Source organism: Planotetraspora silvatica, from assembly GCF_016863315.1.
GTDB lineage: Bacteria > Actinomycetota > Actinomycetes > Streptosporangiales > Streptosporangiaceae > Planotetraspora > Planotetraspora silvatica.
Genome location: NZ_BOOQ01000015.1, coordinates 49,396 through 64,754 on the forward strand (window position 1 = coordinate 49,396; position 15,359 = coordinate 64,754).

At 69.0% G+C, this 15,359-nt stretch carries 16 protein-coding genes; 7 read left to right on the forward strand and 9 right to left on the reverse strand.

The genetic code is table 11. The features are described 5' to 3' along the window. Genes Psi02_RS12700 through Psi02_RS12710 form a run of 3 tightly spaced genes read right to left on the reverse strand, consistent with a single transcriptional unit; the run spans position 1 to position 2,624 of the window. Positions 1-561, reverse strand: a complete 561-nt coding sequence (locus tag Psi02_RS12700; RefSeq protein ID WP_203973770.1) for an SseB family protein — start codon at positions 559-561, stop codon at positions 1-3. Positions 562-572: 11 nt separating this feature from the next. Beyond that, positions 573-1,682, reverse strand: a complete 1,110-nt coding sequence (bar, locus tag Psi02_RS12705; protein ID WP_203973772.1) for a barbiturase — start codon at positions 1,680-1,682, stop codon at positions 573-575. Next, positions 1,683-2,624, reverse strand: a complete 942-nt coding sequence (locus Psi02_RS12710; protein ID WP_239094838.1) for a carbamate kinase — start codon at positions 2,622-2,624, stop codon at positions 1,683-1,685. Positions 2,625-2,758: 134 nt separating this feature from the next. Here Psi02_RS12710 and Psi02_RS12715 point away from each other — a divergent pair, with 134 nt between their 5' ends. Beyond that, on the forward strand, positions 2,759-3,097 hold the full coding sequence (locus Psi02_RS12715) for a hypothetical protein (protein ID WP_203973774.1): 339 nt from the start codon (positions 2,759-2,761) through the stop codon (positions 3,095-3,097). 13 nt (positions 3,098-3,110) lie between these two features. On the opposite strand, the gene Psi02_RS12720 is transcribed toward Psi02_RS12715, so the two are convergent. Then, the gene (locus tag Psi02_RS12720) at positions 3,111-3,968 is read right to left on the reverse strand and encodes a sulfotransferase family protein (protein ID WP_203951422.1); all 858 of its coding nucleotides are present in this window, start codon (positions 3,966-3,968) and stop codon (positions 3,111-3,113) included. 78 nt (positions 3,969-4,046) lie between these two features. Further along, positions 4,047-5,210, reverse strand: a complete 1,164-nt coding sequence (locus Psi02_RS12725) for a pyridoxal phosphate-dependent aminotransferase (protein WP_203973775.1) — start codon at positions 5,208-5,210, stop codon at positions 4,047-4,049. A gap of 222 nt (positions 5,211-5,432) precedes the next feature. On the opposite strand from Psi02_RS12725, the gene Psi02_RS12730 reads away from it, so the two are divergent. The 5 genes from Psi02_RS12730 to Psi02_RS12750 are packed head-to-tail and all read left to right on the forward strand — an operon-like array spanning position 5,433 to position 9,764. After that, the gene (locus Psi02_RS12730) at positions 5,433-7,124 is read left to right on the forward strand and encodes an NAD-binding protein (protein WP_203973776.1); all 1,692 of its coding nucleotides are present in this window, start codon (positions 5,433-5,435) and stop codon (positions 7,122-7,124) included. Between the two features lie 32 nt (positions 7,125-7,156). Next, positions 7,157-8,143 (forward strand): DUF418 domain-containing protein, encoded by a 987-nt coding sequence (locus Psi02_RS12735; protein ID WP_203973777.1) that lies wholly within the window; start codon positions 7,157-7,159, stop codon positions 8,141-8,143. Then, a complete protein-coding gene (locus tag Psi02_RS12740) occupies positions 8,073-8,864 on the forward strand; it encodes a carbon-nitrogen hydrolase family protein (protein WP_203973778.1) in 792 nt (263 codons plus the stop codon). Before Psi02_RS12735 ends, Psi02_RS12740 begins: the two co-directional genes overlap by 71 nt. A 10-nt stretch (positions 8,865-8,874) precedes the next feature. Further along, the gene (locus Psi02_RS12745; RefSeq protein ID WP_239094839.1) at positions 8,875-9,333 is read left to right on the forward strand and encodes a hypothetical protein; all 459 of its coding nucleotides are present in this window, start codon (positions 8,875-8,877) and stop codon (positions 9,331-9,333) included. Beyond that, positions 9,330-9,764: a hypothetical protein gene (locus Psi02_RS12750; RefSeq protein WP_203973779.1), complete on the forward strand. Its 435-nt coding sequence runs from the start codon at positions 9,330-9,332 to the stop codon at positions 9,762-9,764. Before Psi02_RS12745 ends, Psi02_RS12750 begins: the two co-directional genes overlap by 4 nt. Here Psi02_RS12750 and Psi02_RS12755 read toward each other — a convergent pair. The 3 genes from Psi02_RS12755 to Psi02_RS12765 all read right to left on the reverse strand — a co-directional run bounded on the left by Psi02_RS12755 (position 9,743) and on the right by Psi02_RS12765 (position 12,742). After that, the gene (locus tag Psi02_RS12755) at positions 9,743-11,233 is read right to left on the reverse strand and encodes a carboxyl transferase domain-containing protein (protein WP_203973780.1); all 1,491 of its coding nucleotides are present in this window, start codon (positions 11,231-11,233) and stop codon (positions 9,743-9,745) included. The two genes, Psi02_RS12750 and Psi02_RS12755, sit on opposite strands and share 22 nt — an antisense overlap. After that, positions 11,230-12,402 (reverse strand): CaiB/BaiF CoA transferase family protein, encoded by a 1,173-nt coding sequence (locus tag Psi02_RS12760; protein ID WP_203973781.1) that lies wholly within the window; start codon positions 12,400-12,402, stop codon positions 11,230-11,232. Before Psi02_RS12760 ends, Psi02_RS12755 begins: the two co-directional genes overlap by 4 nt. A gap of 184 nt (positions 12,403-12,586) precedes the next feature. Then, positions 12,587-12,742 carry a hypothetical protein gene (locus tag Psi02_RS12765; RefSeq protein ID WP_203973783.1) on the reverse strand — a complete coding sequence of 52 codons (156 nt, stop codon included), beginning with the start codon at positions 12,740-12,742 and terminating at the stop codon, positions 12,587-12,589. A 184-nt stretch (positions 12,743-12,926) separates the two neighbouring features. On the opposite strand from Psi02_RS12765, the gene Psi02_RS12770 reads away from it, so the two are divergent. Then, positions 12,927-14,888, forward strand: a complete 1,962-nt coding sequence (locus tag Psi02_RS12770) for a DUF6571 family protein (protein WP_203973785.1) — start codon at positions 12,927-12,929, stop codon at positions 14,886-14,888. Between the two features lies 1 nt (position 14,889). On the opposite strand, the gene Psi02_RS12775 is transcribed toward Psi02_RS12770, so the two are convergent. Beyond that, a complete protein-coding gene (locus Psi02_RS12775; protein WP_203973787.1) occupies positions 14,890-15,309 on the reverse strand; it encodes a hypothetical protein in 420 nt (139 codons plus the stop codon). Positions 15,310-15,359 lie beyond the last annotated feature (50 nt).

Here is a 15,359-nt window from a genome sequence, read left to right on the forward strand (position 1 = left end):
CTATCCGCGCCGCCTCCGGGACCACCATCGTCGCGGACTGTCCCCCAGCCGCGCCACGGTGGCGCCGGGAAGCGCCTCCACCAGCCGGTCGACGGCCGACGAGTCGCGTCTGGCCTCCTCGATCGTGGCGAGGGCCTGGAGCATCCCGCCCTCGATCACGAAGGGGACGGGCCCGGCGACGTCGACGACCACGGCCGCCGCGTCCTCGTGGCGGGCGGCCTGGCACACCTGGGGAGCGGTCGCCTGGACGGGGCGGGCGTCCGCGCGCCACCTCCGCATCGCCTCGGCCCCCGTGAAGGCGAGAACCGCCTCCCGGCCGTCCTTGCCGACGAGCTTGGGGAGCGCCATCTCGCTCTCCTTCTCCTGCCTCAGCCCGTGCTCCCCCACCTCGGACTCGGTGAGCAGGGCCACGACCGGCACGAGCAGCCTCGCCTCGCCGATGGCCGCGAGCACGTCGGCGGCGGTCGCCGTCCCGGCCTCGAAGCCGGAAAGGGCCGCGGAGACCGACGCGTCCGCGCCGCCGTCGTCGTCAGGTCTGAGAGGCTGCGGAATGGCGGGCACGGCTCACGACCCTACCCAGCGAGGTCGGCTATGGCGATGACGGGGCCGCCTCCCGAGGGGCCCTGGTGGACGGCCGCGACGGAGACGAACACGGCCGGGTCGCCGGTCACGCCGGCCGCGACGCCTCCCACGGTGGCCTTGATCTGCCGGTGCCAGTGCACGTCGGAGTCGTCCAGCATGATGTTGCGCCGTCCGCGGACCCGGCCCGAGGGATCGGCCTCGCACTTCATGAAGACGTTGACCAGGCGGTCGCCCAGGTCGTCGGGGTGGGGGCGCTCGGGAAGCTCGATGCCGGAGTCGCGGATGGCCTCCCAGATGCCGTCGGCGTCCAGGGCGTCCTTCATGACCGAGTGACCCGCCCGGTAGCGGCCGCCGATGCCCCGGACGTTGCCGACCACCACGATCTGGGCCACGTCGAGTTCGACGCCGCTGGAGCACGAGGCGACCGACGAGTAGAGGGACAGGTCCTTGTGGATCTGCTCGGCCGCGGGCATCTCGATCTCCCCCAGGGCGACGGCGATGCCGAGCGCGGTCGTGGAGTTGGAGATGTCCATCGACTTGAGCGTGTCCTCGGTGACGACCGACTGCCCGCGGCGTTTGGCGTCGGTGATCGTCGAAAGCGTGAGCAGCGGGGTCTTGGTCTGCACGTAGTGGACGTCGGCCGGGTCGTCGATTCCGGCGATCTTCATGGCCTCCCGCACTCCGGCGGCCACCTTCTCCACCATGGCGGGCCTGCCGATGTCCTCGGGCAGGATCACCTCGCTCATCGCCACGCCGACGCTGACCCGCGGCTCGTCGGTCGGCACGGCCTTGGCCGGATCGAGGCTCGCGAAGACGGTGGCGTGCGGGCTGAGCACGCCGTCGGTGCCGCCGGACCAGACGAGGGGCACCTGCCTGACCTCGTCCTCCGACCGCGTCCCCTTGGCCACGAGCACCTCGCGGAAGGCCCGGTCGGCGAGGATGCGGGTGTAGTCGTTCACCCCTCCGTTGCCCTCGGTCTTCCCGATCACCGCCAGGACCCGGTCGGCCTCGATGACTCCGTCGTCGATCAGCCTGGCGAGCCCGGACGCGTCGGTGACGCTCTCGATGGCGACTTTCCGTACCTCGATCGGATCCGGCATCTATCTCTCCACCCCTCTGGATACCCTTGTACCGATATTTCCTGATAGCGCCTCGCCGATGTGCTCCAACGAGGTGATCACTGCCCGCCGCCCGCCGTCCTCGGCGAAACGCAGGGCCGCCTCCACCTTCGGCCCCATGCTGCCGCCGGCGAAGTGCCCGGCGGCCTGCAGGACACGGAGCGCGTCCGTGGTGATCTCCTCGATCGGCCGGGCGGACGCCGTGCCGAACCCGATGACCGCGTTCGGCACGTCGGTCGCGATGACCAGGTCCGTCGCGCGCACGGCCCGGGCCAGCGCCGCGGCCGCGAGGTCCTTGTCGATGACGGCCTCGACGCCGTCGAGCGTGCCGTCCGCGCCGCGGATGACGGGCACTCCCCCGCCTCCGGCGGCGACCACCGTGTACCCCGCCTCCATGAGGGCGATCGCGGCGGGCGCGTCGAGGATCTCCACGGGCTGGGGCGAGGCGACGACCCTGCGCCAGCCACGCTCGAACCGCCGCCAGGTCTGGCCCCGGCCCTCGATGCGGCGGGCCTCCGCCTCCTCGAAGTACTGCCCGATGGGCTTCACCGGATCCTGGAACGCGGGATCGTCGCGATCGACCAGCGTCCGGGTCACCACGGTGGCCAGCCGGGCCCGCTCGGGTGCCAGCGCGCGCTCCAGCGCGTTCATCATGAGGGTGCCGATCGTGCCCTGCGTCTGCGCGACGCACCAGTCCAGCGGGACCGGCGGCAGGACATGGGCGGTGAGCTGGTTCTTCAGCAGGATGTTGCCGACCTGCGGGCCGTTGCCGTGGGTGAGCATCACCTCGTGACCGGCCCTGATGAGGCTCGCGACGTGTGTCATCGCCCGCCCGATCGCCCGGTGCTGGTCAGCCGGCGCGGCGCTCCCGTCGGGAGCGGTCATGGCGTTGCCGCCCAGTGCGATCAGTATGCGTCCGCCCACATCGCGAAACTATCCAGCTCACGACCGCCCTACATTGGCGAATATCGCCCATCGAACGCCCATCCTTCGGCAAGCCTTCGCATCTTTGGCCCGGATCTGCCGCAGCGGCGCGAAATGACGGCAGAATCGACTTCGTGCCCCCCGAGAAGCTGGAACCCAACGAAGTCGGCGCGGCCTTCGCCGCCCGCCGCGAGCTCGGCCCCCAGTACGAACTGGAGCTCGCCGAATCGCTCGTCGACAGGGTCAACGCCGTGATCGACTCACGGCTGGCCGAGAAGAAGGGCAAGCGCCCGCCGCTCGACTGGGCGCAGATGACGCTCGGCCTGGGTTCGCTCGCGTTGTCCATCCCCCTGGTGGCTATCGTGTCCTCCGACGGTCCCGGCACGCTCGGGCTCATGCTCGTCTTCGGCGTCATAGCCGTGGTGAACCTGGCCTACGTGCTCACCCGGGCCCTGCACAACACCCGCGACTGAACGGGCCCGCCCCTTACATGTAATCCCATTTGCGGCTGATGTCGTGGAGCGCTTCCGGCACGTCCTCGGGGGACGGTAGGGCCCGCCCCCGCTGGACGGCACCGGACCGGATCTTGTCCCGCCAGTCGCCGATGCCCTTGACGAACTCCTCGTCCTGCCGTTCGCCGTACCGCAACATGGACGGCTCCCAGTCCACGCCGAGGAACTCGCAGATCCGCCTCAGCTGGGTCTCCGGCTCGTCCGTGAGTTCCTCGTACCGCACGGTCAGGCCCGCCAGTCGGCTCCTGGCGTTCTCCAGGTACGTCATGTAGTTCAAGGTGTGCCGGACGGCCTCCTCCGGGGAACGCCGCTCGGGATCGGCCTCCGCCCAGGACTGGGCGATCGACATCGGGTGCCTGATCAGGAAGATGAACCGCGCCTCCGGCCAGCACGTCGAGATCCGCCGCCAGGCGAAGACGTTGCTCGGCGTCTTCTCCACGAGGATGCGCTTGCCGCTCCTGGCGAGCTCCCGGTGGAGGAGGCGGTCCCAGAGGATGTGCTCGATGTCGCTCTGCGTGTGCCCCAGGGTGTCCATCGCCTGCCGTAACGGCTCGGTGGGGAGGTTGACCGACAGGCGGCGCACGTGCAGTTCGTGGGGTGCGTGGATCTCGGAGTGGCAGTTCAGCATGACGCGCAACAACGTCGACCCCGAGCGCACCGAGGACAACACGAACACGGGGTCGCGCAGGAGGCGGTCGGTGGCACGATCGGCCGGAGGCCGCACGGCGTCGTTGGGCATCCGCATGAACATCTCAGGGATCGAGTCAGGCCGCTTGATCGAGTATCCGGTCAGGCCGACGAGTTTCGAGTTGACCTTGCGTTTCCAATTCATGACCTTGAAACCTTAACGCCCGGTTAAAAACGGTGCCAAGGCAATGCAAGCACTTCACAGGCAGGTGACAGGCACACTTCAGCCAAGACGCTGGAGGCGGGTGACGGCCTCGTCGATGACCTCGTCCTTCTTGCAGAAGGCGAAGCGCACGAAATGCCGCCCGCGTTCCCGGCGGTCGTAGAAGACCTGGGTGGGGATGGCGACCACGCCGGCGAGCTCGGGCAGCCGCATGGCGAACTCGAGGCCGTCGTCGAACCCCAGCGGGCGGATGTCGGTCTGGACGAAGTAGGTGCCGGCGGGGCGGAGCACCTCGAACCCGGCCGTGCGCAATCCCGCCATCAGCCGGTCGCGCTTGGCCTGCAGGGCCGCCCGCTGCGCGGCCACCCATTCCATCTCCTCCCGCAGCGCGAACGCCACGGCCAGCTGCCACGGGGCACTGGAGGTGAAGGTCAGGAACTGCTTGACCGTCTGGACGGCCCGCGTCAGCGAAGGCGGCGCGCAGATCCAGCCGGTCTTCCAGCCGGTCACACTGAAGCTCTTGCCGGCCGACGAGATCATGATCGTTCGCTCCCGCATGCCGGGAAGGGTCGCGAGGGGGACGTGCTCGACGTCGTCGAAGGTCAGGTGCTCGTAGACCTCGTCGGTGATGGCGATCAGGTCGTGTTCCCGGCAGACCGCCGCGATCTCCTCGAGCTCGGCCCGGGTGAAGACGGTCCCCGTGGGGTTGTGCGGAGAGTTGACCAGGACGGCCCTGGTCCGGGGGCCGACGGCGGCGGCCAGTTCCGCGGGGTCGAAGGTGAAGCGGCCCGCGTCGACCCGCAGGGTCACGGGCCTGCGCACGGCTCCCGCGAGCGCGACGGCCGCGCCGTAGGAGTCGTAGAAGGGCTCGAAGACGATCACTTCGTCGCCGGCCTCGCAGACGGCGAGCACGGCGGCCGCGATCGCCTCCGTGGCGCCGACCGTGACCAGGACCTCGGTGCCGGGGTCGTAGGACAGGCCGTACCAGTCCTTACGGTGATCGGAGACGGCCTGCCGCAACTCCGGGACGCCGGGGCCCGGCGGGTACTGGTTCAGTCCGCCCTTGATCGCCTCGACGGCGCGTTCGAGCATGCGGGCGGGCCCGTCGGTGTCGGGGAAGCCCTGGCCCAGATTGATCGAACCCGTGTCCACGGCCAGCTTCGTCATCGTCGCGAAGACGGTCGTGCCGAACTCGCGCATCCGTCCCACCAGCGGCTCTTCCACAGCGGCCACTTTATGCCCGGGCGGCCTCGACCCCATAGCCCGGCCGGACGGTCGTCGCGGCTCCTCCGCGCGAGCTGGAGCCTCTGTGAATTCCGGCAAAAAGACCAATTCGGGCCGATTGGCCGACTTCACGCTTAACGGCTCTAGATGGTGCCGTTTCACCGGGTTACTTTCTAGGGATCGGAACATTTGGCACGTGCCACCCAGTGAAGGACGAGAGGAATGACGCTTTCCGCGACCTTTGTGGTACGGGTCGCTTTCGTGATTCTCGGGCTCTCGGCACTGGCGGCCGGATACATCGGACTGGACATCCTCGCGCCGGTCATGGAGGGACGGCCCCCCACACGTCTCGACATCCTCTACTGGGACCTGCAGCTGTTCGTCTTCGACTCCGCTCCTCTCGGAGGAAACGGGCCTCTGCCGGCCGCGCTGGAATTCGCCCGGTTCGCCGCGCCGGGAGTCACCGTTTACACCCTGGTCGAAGGCGCCCGTCTGCTCCTTTCTTCAGAAATGCGGCGGATACGCGCCCGCGAATCCCGTGACCACGTCGTCGTGTGCGGATCCGGAGCGGTGGCGATCGCCCTGGTCGAGAAACTCCGCCGCACGAGCGAGAGAATCGTGATGATCGGCCCGTCGGCCACCCCTCCCATGAGCGACAACAAGGTCCTGTACGTCAACGGTGACGCCCGGAGCCCTTCGACGCTGCGGGCCGCCGGCGTGCAGCGGGCCTCGGTGCTGTACGCCTGCGAAGCCGACAGCTCCGTCAACACCGCCATCGCACTGGCCGCGCACGGTATGCCCAGGAGTGGTGACCGGCACCCCCTCTCCGCGTACGCGCACATATCCGATCCCGACCTGTGCGCCGCCCTCCGCGCGCGCAGACTCAGCCTCCCCGGTACGCCGCGGCTGCGACTGGACTTCTTCAACCTCGACGAGCTGGCCGCCCGCGTGCTGCTCGAACAGCACCCCATCGTGAACGACCGGCCCATCGTGGTGATCGGGCTCGACGCGTTCGGCCGCAGCCTGCTCACCGAGATCGCCAGGCGACGGCGCCTGCAGGGCTCCCCTCCGCACCGCCTGCCGGTCACGGTGATCGACGCCCACGCGAGCCAGGCCGCACCCGCCCTGTGCCGCAGATTCGAGTTCATCAGCGAGGTGTGCACGCTCACCTGCCACGACGTCTCACCCAGCGACCTGCCGCTGACCGACCTGCTGCCCGGAGAGACGCCTCAGCGGGTGTTCGTCTGCTACGCCGACCAGGACCTGGCGCTCAAGACGGCGCTCACATCCCTTCGGCTGTGGTGTTGCGGGCCCGGCTCCCTGGTCGTGCGGGTCGAGCAGACGGCCACGTTCGGCAGCGCCTTCGACGACGTCCGGCTGCTGGAGGGGCTCTCCGGGGCCCTGCGCATCTTCGCGATCAACGAGGCGGCGGGCGATCCTCAGCTGATCACCGAGGATCTGGTCGAGACCCTCGCGCGCGCGATCCACGACAACTACCTCCTCGTCAACGCGGCCCGCCACACCACCGCCGCCGCGAACGCCTCCATGGTCGGCTGGGACGGGTTGCCTGCGCATCTGAAAGCGGCCAACCGGGCGCAGGCGGAGGACATCGGCCGCAAACTCGCCGGCATCGGCTGCGCGCTCGCCCCGCGGGTCGAACCGGAACTCGCCTTCGCCTTCAAGGACCACGAGATCGAGCGACTCTCGCAGATGGAGCACGAGCGCTGGCTCAAGGACCTGATCGGGAACGGCTGGGCGTGGGGCCCGATGAGGGACCCCGAGCGGAGACGGCATCCCGACCTGGACAGCTGGGACAGGCTGTCGGCGGACGCCAAGGAGAAGGCCCGCGACACCGTGCTGAGCCTGCCGCGGATCCTCGCCGACGCGGGCTTCCAGATCGTCAGAATCTCGTGACCGGCCCCGGGGTCCGTGGTGGACTGGCCGGCATGGACCACTCCCCGGTGACCGGCCGCGTCCGCTCGCTCGACGCGCTCCGCGGACTCGCGATCTGCGGGATCATGCTCGTCAACACCTGGCAGCACACCCTCGCCTACCGGAAGTCGACGTCGATCGACTGGGTGATGGGCAACCTGTTCCAGAGCCGCTTCTATCCGATCTTCGCGTTCCTCTTCGGCATGGGCTTCGCGCTGTTCCTCCAGTCGGCGCGGGCACGGACCGGTCGTCCGCGGCTGGTGCTGCTCCGGCGGCTCGTCGTCCTGGCCCTGCTCGGCGCGGCCCACTGGTGGGTCGAGCCGGGTGAGGTGCTGCTGCCGTACGCGATCCTCGGCGTCACCGTGCTCCTCCCGGCGAGCTTCCTGCCCACACCTCTCGTTCTGCTCGCCGGCACGGGGACGATGGTCGCCGCCATGGTCACGGCCAAGCCGTACGTGCTGATCGCCGCGCTGTTCCTGCTCGGCCTGGCCACGGTCAGGTACGGCCGAGCCGCGCGCCTGGCGTCGCCGGTCGTGTTCGGGACGAGCGCGGTGCTCGCCGTGACGCTGACCTGGTGGTGGAACCATTCGCCGCCCGGCGGCGGGGTCTATCAGGCGGCGGCCCTGTGCGGCGCGGCCGCGTACGGCACCGGCTTCCTGCTGGTCGTCCGGCGGACCGAGGTCTTCGAGGCACTCGGCAGGATGGCGCTGACCAACTACGTGAGCAGCACGGCCGTCATCCTGACCGCGGCGCCGCTGCTGAGATCGGACGGCACGGGAACGGCCGTGGTCGGCGTGACCCTCGCCGCGCTCGTCGCGCAGGCCGCCTTCAGCCGGTGGTGGCTGACGCGCTACCGGTACGGCCCGCTGGAATGGGTCTGGCGATCCCTCACCTGGTGGGAACCGGTCGTCAACCGGCAGACTGGGATCCGTGACCCGTATAGCCCTGTGCCAGATCCCCATCGACCACGATCCGAAGACGAACCTCGAGACCGTTCGTGACGCCCTCGCCCAGGCGGAAGGCGCCGACCTGGCCGTTTTCCCCGAGGCGACGCTCACCCGGTTCGGCAGAGGCGTGGCGGAGGCCGCCGAGCCTCTCGACGGCCCGTTCGTCACCGGGCTCGCCGACGCGGCCAGGGAGCACGGCATCGCCGTCATCGCGGGCGTCTTCGAGCCCGCCGGCGACGGCCGGGTTCACAACACGGCCGTCGCCCTCGACGAGACGGGGCGGCTCGCCGGGGCCTACCGGAAGATCCACCTGTTCGACTCGTTCGGCGCCCGGGAGTCCGAGCTCGTCGCGCCGGGAGACGCGCCCGCCGTCGTGGAGCTGGCGGGGCTCAGGATCGGCCTCATCACCTGCTACGACATCCGATTCCCCGAGCTGGCCCGTGAACTGGTCGACCGGGGCGCCGACGCCTTCGCCGTCATCGCGGCGTGGGGCTCCGGCCCGATGAAGGAGGATCATTGGGTCACTCTGGTCAGGGCGCGGGCGATAGAGAACACGACCTGGACGATCGCCGTCGGCCAGGCTCCGAACCCGGCCGCCCGCGACGGGTTCGGCGTGGGCCGCAGCATGCTGATCGATCCGATGGGCGCCGTACGGCAGGACCTCGGTCCCGGGCCTGCCGTACAGGTCGGGGAGATCGACCCCCGCCTGACCGAAAGCGTGCGAAGGACCCTTCCGTCACTGGAACATCGCCGGCTTGGAATCACCAGCTCGTAAACTTGGGCTCATGAGCGAGCCGGGACACAGGACACAGATGCAAAAGGTGATCCCTCCCAGGCTGCTCGTGCCGTACCTCGGGAGCAAACGGACGATCATCTCGGGGTACGTCTACCGCGTGCAGGACTGCGGTCGTCTCACCACTCCCGGGTCACTCGTGGGAGCCCTCGACCTGGGCTTCGAAGGATCGGAGCTGACGCCGGACGTGCCCGAGCTGTACATCATGCGGTGGTACGCGCGTGACATCGACACCTACGTCGTCCCGTACGGCCCGCACATGGGCGGGGATTGGAGCGATTCACCGCCGTTCACGGGAAACGGGTTCACCACGTCCCGGGAGCATGTGGTGCCCCAGTTCCACACCATGCCGATGCCGATCCCGGCCGGAGCCGAGATCATCCACCTCACCGGCGCGGGGGAACGCTCCTTCGCCGGGTACGACGGCCTGACCTGGCGGCCCGCGTCATGACGGACATCGAACCGGCCGGCCTGGGTTTCGTCGCCGAATACCACACCCAGACCTACGCCGCGGCCATCGGCCCGGAAAGCGACGACGTCGTCCTGTTCAGCGAGTCCGCCGACGAGGGGTTCGTCAAGGTCGGCAGCTACTGGCGGCTGACCGTGAGCCGATCCGACCTCGAGTCGCTCACGCTGCTGCGCACGGTCGGTGCCTTCGGCGGCGAGCCGTGCCTCGTCCTGGACGAGGACGACAGCGGCGACGCCGACGGCCTGCACATCGCCTACACCGGTCACAGCGGGATGAAGGCGGAGGCTCTCGGCTACTGGCTGGTCGACCACGGCGCGTATGAGGTGGTCGTCCCCCGGGATGAGGTGCATTCGATCCGAGTGGAGCGGGTGCCCGTCCCCACCACCGGCGATCAGGACCCCAGCGACCTGTAGCGTGCCAGCCGCGCGGCGAGACGGTCCTGGGCAGGCGTGTCGAGCAGGCCGATGATCTCGTATTCGAGCGTCCGGGCGACCCTGCGGCAGAAAGCGCCGGGCTCGTAGGCCGCGTCAGGGCATTCGGGGACGATCCGGTCGACGATGCCGTCCCGCATCAGGTCCGCGGCCCGGACACCCTGGGCCCGCGCGATCTCGGGGGCGAAGTCGACCGTCCGGTAGAGAATCGCCGAGGCGCCCTCCGGCGGGAGCGGGGACAACCACCCGTGCTGGGCGCACACGACCCGGTCGGCGGGCAGCAGGGCCAGCGCCGCGCCGCCCGCGCCCTCTCCGAGCAGCAGGCACACGGTCGGCGCGTCCAGCATGACGAGGTCGGCCAGCGAACGGGCGATCTCCGCCGCGAGGCCGCCCTCCTCCGCCGCCTTGGACAACGCCGCTCCCGCCGTGTCGATCACCGTCACCAGGGGGAGGCCCAGTTCGGACGCCAGACGCATGCCGCGGCGCGCCACCCGCAGCCCCGCCGGGCCGAGAGGGGCGCCGGCCCGCTGGCGCCTGCGGTCCTGGCCCAGCACGACGGCGGGAGCCGTACCGAACCGGGCGAGAGCGAGCATGAGGCCGGGCTCGTGCTCCCCCGTGCCGGTGCCGTTGAGCGGCGTGACATCGTCCGCGCCCAGTTTGAGCAGGCTCCGAACCCCCGGCCGGTCGTCGCGCCGGGAGCGCATGATCGCCTCCCACGCCTCGGCCGGTTCGCCGGCCTCCTCCGGCTCCGGCCCGCGTTCCAGTCCCCTCCTCGGGGCGCACAACACGGCGAGCGCCCTGATCGCGATCTCCCGCGCGTCCTCCGCGGACACCACGGCGTCGACGAGACCGTGGGCGTACAGGTTCTCCGCGACCTGCACGTCCTCGGGGAACGGATAACCGTAGAGCGACTCGTAGACCCGCGGGCCCAGGAAACCGATGAGCGCCCCCGGCTCCGCCGCGGTCACGTGGCCGAGCGAGCCCCACGACGCGAAGACGCCGCCAGTGGTGGGATGGCGCAGGTAGACGACGTACGGCAGGCCCGCGTCGCGATGACGCGCCACCGCGACGGTGATCTTCACCATCTGGGCGAACGCGAGGGCGCCCTCCTGCATGCGGGTTCCGCCACTGGCCGGAGCGGCGAGCAGGGGCAGCCTCTCGGCGGTGGCCCGCTCGATCGCGCGGACCAGACGCTCGGTGGCGGCGACTCCGATGGATCCGGCGAGGAAGGAGAACTCGCACGCCACGACGGCCACCCGCCGGCCGTCGAGCGTGCCCTCCCCCGTGATCACCGCCTCGTCGTAACCGGTGGCGGCCCGGGCCGCGGCGATCTCATCGGCGTACTGCGACCCGGGGACGGCGCGGTCGGACGGCGGTTCGTCCCACGACTTCCACGACCGGGCGTCGAGCACCCGGACGATGAGGGCGCGCGCGTCCGGGCGTGAGGTCATCGTTCGCGCTCGCGGAGCCAGCTGAGAACGGCGTCGCCGTCCTGACCCAGGGCGGGGGGCGGCGTGTGGTCCCTGACGGTGTCCCCGTCGAAGCGCAGAGGCGGGCCGGGCAGCTCGATCGGGCCGAGCACGGGATGGTCGACGGTCACCACCAGGCCCTGCGAGTGCACCTGGTCCCAGGCGTAGACCTCGTCGATCGAGCGGATTGCGCCGGCGGGCACACCGAGCTCGCCGAGCGTCGCCAGCCAGTGCGCCCTGGTGTGCGCGGCCAGCGCTTTCCCCATGTCGGCGATCAGCTCCTCTCGATGCGCGAACCGATCCCTATTCGTCGCATATTTCGGGATATCTGGATCTATGTCCAGTAGCTGGGCGGTCTTCCGCCACTGACCGTCGTTGGCGACCGCGAGCTGGATCATGCCGTCCGCGCAGTGGAACGCCCCATAAGGCGCGATCGAGGCGTGATGGTTGCCGGAGGCCCGGGGAACCGTCTCCCCGACGGTCCAGGCCGTCCCGTGGTAGGAGTGCACCCCGACCACCGAGGCCAGCAGTGACGTGCGCACCACAGTGCCGCGGCCGGTCCGCTCCCGGTCGTAGAGCGCCGCGACCACGCCGTACGCGCCGTGGACGCCCGCCAGCAGGTCGGCGATCGAGGCTCCGACCCGGTACGGCTCGTCCGGCGACGGACCCGTGAGCGACATGAGACCCGCCTCGCCCTGGGCGATCTGGTCATACCCGGGCCTGCCGCCCTCGGGCCCGTCATGCCCGAACCCCGTGATGGACAGGATGACCAGGCGCGGATTGAGCTCATGCAGACGCTCGACGGGGAAGCCGAGACGGTCGAGGACCCCCGTGCGGAAGTTCTCGACCAGCACGTCGCTCTGCCGTACGAGCCTTTCGACGAGGTCGTGGCCCTCGGCCGACTTCATGTCGACGGTGATCGACTGCTTGTTGCGGTTCGCCGCCAGGTAATAGGTCGAAATATCGTGATCGGGCCCGACGAAAGGCGGGCCCCAGCCTCGCGACTCGTCCCCGGACGGGTGCTCGACCTTGATCACGTGCGCTCCCAGGTCCCCCAGCATCTGCGCTCCATGCGGACCGGCCAGAGCCCGGGACAGGTCGAGCACGACGACGCCGCTGAGAGGTCCCTGGTTACGGAGAGGTCCCTGCACGGTCAGCCTCCACGGAAGACGATTCCGGTTCTTCCGGCAAGACTGCCAGGTGGACCGGATCACTTCCACTGGAGACTCCACCCGCTCACCAGGTGCCCCGTCGCGTCAGCGCGTCGTTCTCACTGCGGTCGCACAGTGAAGGCCCGCACGGCGGGATCTGCCGTGCGGAATCAGGACCGTGGGATCAGTGGGGCGTCTTGTGCCCGCGGAACCGATCCATCAGCCGCTGGAGCCGCTGCTTGTTCCGCGGATCACGGGCCATCGTCTTCGCCTTCTCCGTCATACGCCGGCCCTGCGGACCGCTGAGATATTCCTTGATCCGGTCGAGGAGCTTCGCCATCTGTCCGTTCACCACCCTTGTATCGTTTTGTCATGAGTCGGCTACCCAGGGGTGTCGCCTCAAATCACAAGATCACACCTGACTGCCGCCATACGGTTCACGGCGAATGCCTCGGCGCACCCATCCGTGAGGCGTTACGTTGGTGCGCCTGGGGCGTCGGAGGGGCGATCGGAACATGGGAAACGTGCCACCGGGGACGGGTCCGCTCTCTCCCGGCTTCAGCGGGATCGATCCCGCGCTGCTGGGTGGCTTCGTCACCGAACTCGAGCACGCGCGTGGCGTGATCGGTGAGCGGGCCGAGATGATCCGGCGCATCTTCGCCGCCAACGGCGTGTCGGCGGCGTCTCTCGACCCCATCGGCGAGGCGGAGCGGTGGATCGACGAGAACCTGCCGGAGCTGCGCAGACGCCACCAGATGGCGGAGAACATCGCGCGTCTGCCCGGCTGGAATCCCGGGGCGCCCGGCGGGCTCCTGCCGTACGAGGAGAAGGCGATCCTCCCCGCCGCGGAGGCCCAGCGCCTCGGCCGCCAACTCGCCTCGGACTACCTCGGAATCTCGGACTCGTTCTTCAACCCGGATCGAGACGAGGACTACCGGACGATCGTGTACCGCCTGGTCGAGCACCTTCACGATCCGGAATTCACGGCGGCCTTCTTCGCCGCCCTCGGCCCGCAAGGCACACTGGATCTCCCCATGGTGCTGCGCGAGAACCTCTTCGCTCTTGCCGAGGACGCGACCCTGGGCCCGCCACGGCCTGATGACCTCTGGCTTCGAACGGTGAGCCTGGCATTCGGCACCGCGGTCACCGGGGGATCTCATGTGCCGGGATTCGCTCAAGTGAAGAACGCGATCCTTACTCCGCCCTCACAGGACTGGTTCGGCGCGAGTCTTCTCCTCAGCTCCGGGGCGTTCCCGCCCGAATGGCTGGCCGAGGCGGTCGTGGCGCGTGGTCTCGACGATCCCCGGCATGTCAACGCCGGTTATCTTTACGCACTGGGGAACAACCCCGCCGCCGCGCGCCTGGCCGTCGCGACGGTGACAGGAGGCGACCCGGCCAAGCTGCGCGACTTCCTCACGGCCTTGAACAAGAGCGCGGCCGGGATGTACCAAGAGGCGGGCCGCGGTGACGCGTTCGGACGGATGCTGGCGGCCGCATCAGGCGCGTACGACGAGAAAGACGGCGCACACAGCAGGGAAGCGGCCTTCTTCGCCTACACCGTGATGACAACCCTCGGCAGACTCGAGGTCGGCGAAGAGGTGCGCGTGCATCTGGCCGAGATCGCCGGGGCCTATGCCACAGAAATCACCGAGGGCGCCTACCTCGAAGACGGCAACCGGATGCTTCCCAGCTCCTTCCAACCAGTGGACTCCATGGTGCCCGGGCTGAGGCCCGCATTCCGGCTCAGCCCGGAGGACACCTATCGGTTCATCGCGACATTCGCCAACACGCCGGATAACCGCCGGCCGTTCGACGAGGCCATGGGCGCCCTCACTCAACGTCTTGTCGATGAAGGCGTTCCGGTGATGTTGAAAAGCCGCGACGGAGCCGAATTGGAAGCGGCATTCGCGGCGTTGGGCAACGTCAGCGGTCTCGAGTTGGCCGCTGAGGAGAAATTCGCTCAGGCGGCCGACCAAGCGGCAGAAGAACTCCATGACGACCTCAGCTTCGGGGTCGGCACCACGCTGGGAATCGCGGGAATCGTCATTCCAGGTGGAATGACAGGCGCCGTTCTCTGGACGGCGTTGTCCACCGGTTGGTCGGCTTACGACACCTACGAGCCCAATCAAGAAAGGCAGAGGGATCAAACTCGCGCGGCGTCCACCACACAGATACTCGGACGCCGGCACGCTGTGGCGCAATCCTTGATGGATGCGGGGTTTCCCCCTGACATCTCGCCTGAGGCCTATCAGGCGACCTGCCCACCTGGTGTCGCCATCGCCGACGGCAACGGCCGTCTCCGGCCTTTTCCCGACATTCTCGCATCCGGCGACACAGGTCTTCGCGCATTTGAAGAATGGACCCGACAGAACGGCCTCACGCGCGCGAGTGACATGACCCTGGCAAAGCTGTCCAGCAGATTCGCCGACCGCTTCAACGGTCAGTTGAGTATGACCGCACCACGTGCCCGATTCTTCGAGGAGTAGTTCAGGACACGGGCAGGCAGTCGGTTTCCCCGGCGACGGCGTACAAGCCGTTTCCCGGGGATTGGAAAACCAGAGTCGTCCTCGTGTCGGCGTTCACGGCACGGACCGGCTTTCCAGGAGAATCGGCTGAGACGATTCGATAGTCCGCCACGCGCCCGAGTGCCCCAATCATCAAGGCATTCAGCCCCTCAGGACTGGGGTCGCCAGCGGAATCCCGGCCGGTGGCCGCGAAAGTCTGTTTCGCCATACCGTCACCACACGACACGTTCTTGCCACCCGCGTCCGTGATCGTCACATCCAAGGCGGTTCGCTCATGCAGCACTCCGAGAATGTGATTTTTCAGGGTTTGGCCGGCTTGGGCTGCGGTGGGGCCATCGTCTGAGTCGCAGCCGGTGAGAGCCAGCGGGATCACAACCGCCACGACCACGACCAGACCGCGAAGCCGTACGAGAGCTGAAAGGCCGAGCATTC

Excerpts from the sequence above, each read along its gene's own strand:
- Psi02_RS12750 (WP_203973779.1), top strand. The coding sequence starts at position 9,330 with ATGACGGACATCGAACCGGCCGGCCTGGGTTTCGTCGCCGAATACCAC.
- Psi02_RS12745 (WP_239094839.1), top strand. The coding sequence starts at position 8,875 with ATGAGCGAGCCGGGACACAGGACACAGATGCAAAAGGTGATCCCTCCC.
- Psi02_RS12720 (WP_203951422.1), bottom strand. The coding sequence starts at position 3,968 with ATGAATTGGAAACGCAAGGTCAACTCGAAACTCGTCGGCCTGACCGGA.
- Psi02_RS12735 (WP_203973777.1), top strand. The coding sequence starts at position 7,157 with ATGGACCACTCCCCGGTGACCGGCCGCGTCCGCTCGCTCGACGCGCTC.
- bar (WP_203973772.1), bottom strand. The coding sequence starts at position 1,682 with ATGCCGGATCCGATCGAGGTACGGAAAGTCGCCATCGAGAGCGTCACC.
- Psi02_RS12730 (WP_203973776.1), top strand. The coding sequence starts at position 5,433 with ATGACGCTTTCCGCGACCTTTGTGGTACGGGTCGCTTTCGTGATTCTC.
- Psi02_RS12755 (WP_203973780.1), bottom strand. The coding sequence starts at position 11,233 with ATGACCTCACGCCCGGACGCGCGCGCCCTCATCGTCCGGGTGCTCGAC.
- Psi02_RS12765 (WP_203973783.1), bottom strand. The coding sequence starts at position 12,742 with ATGGCGAAGCTCCTCGACCGGATCAAGGAATATCTCAGCGGTCCGCAG.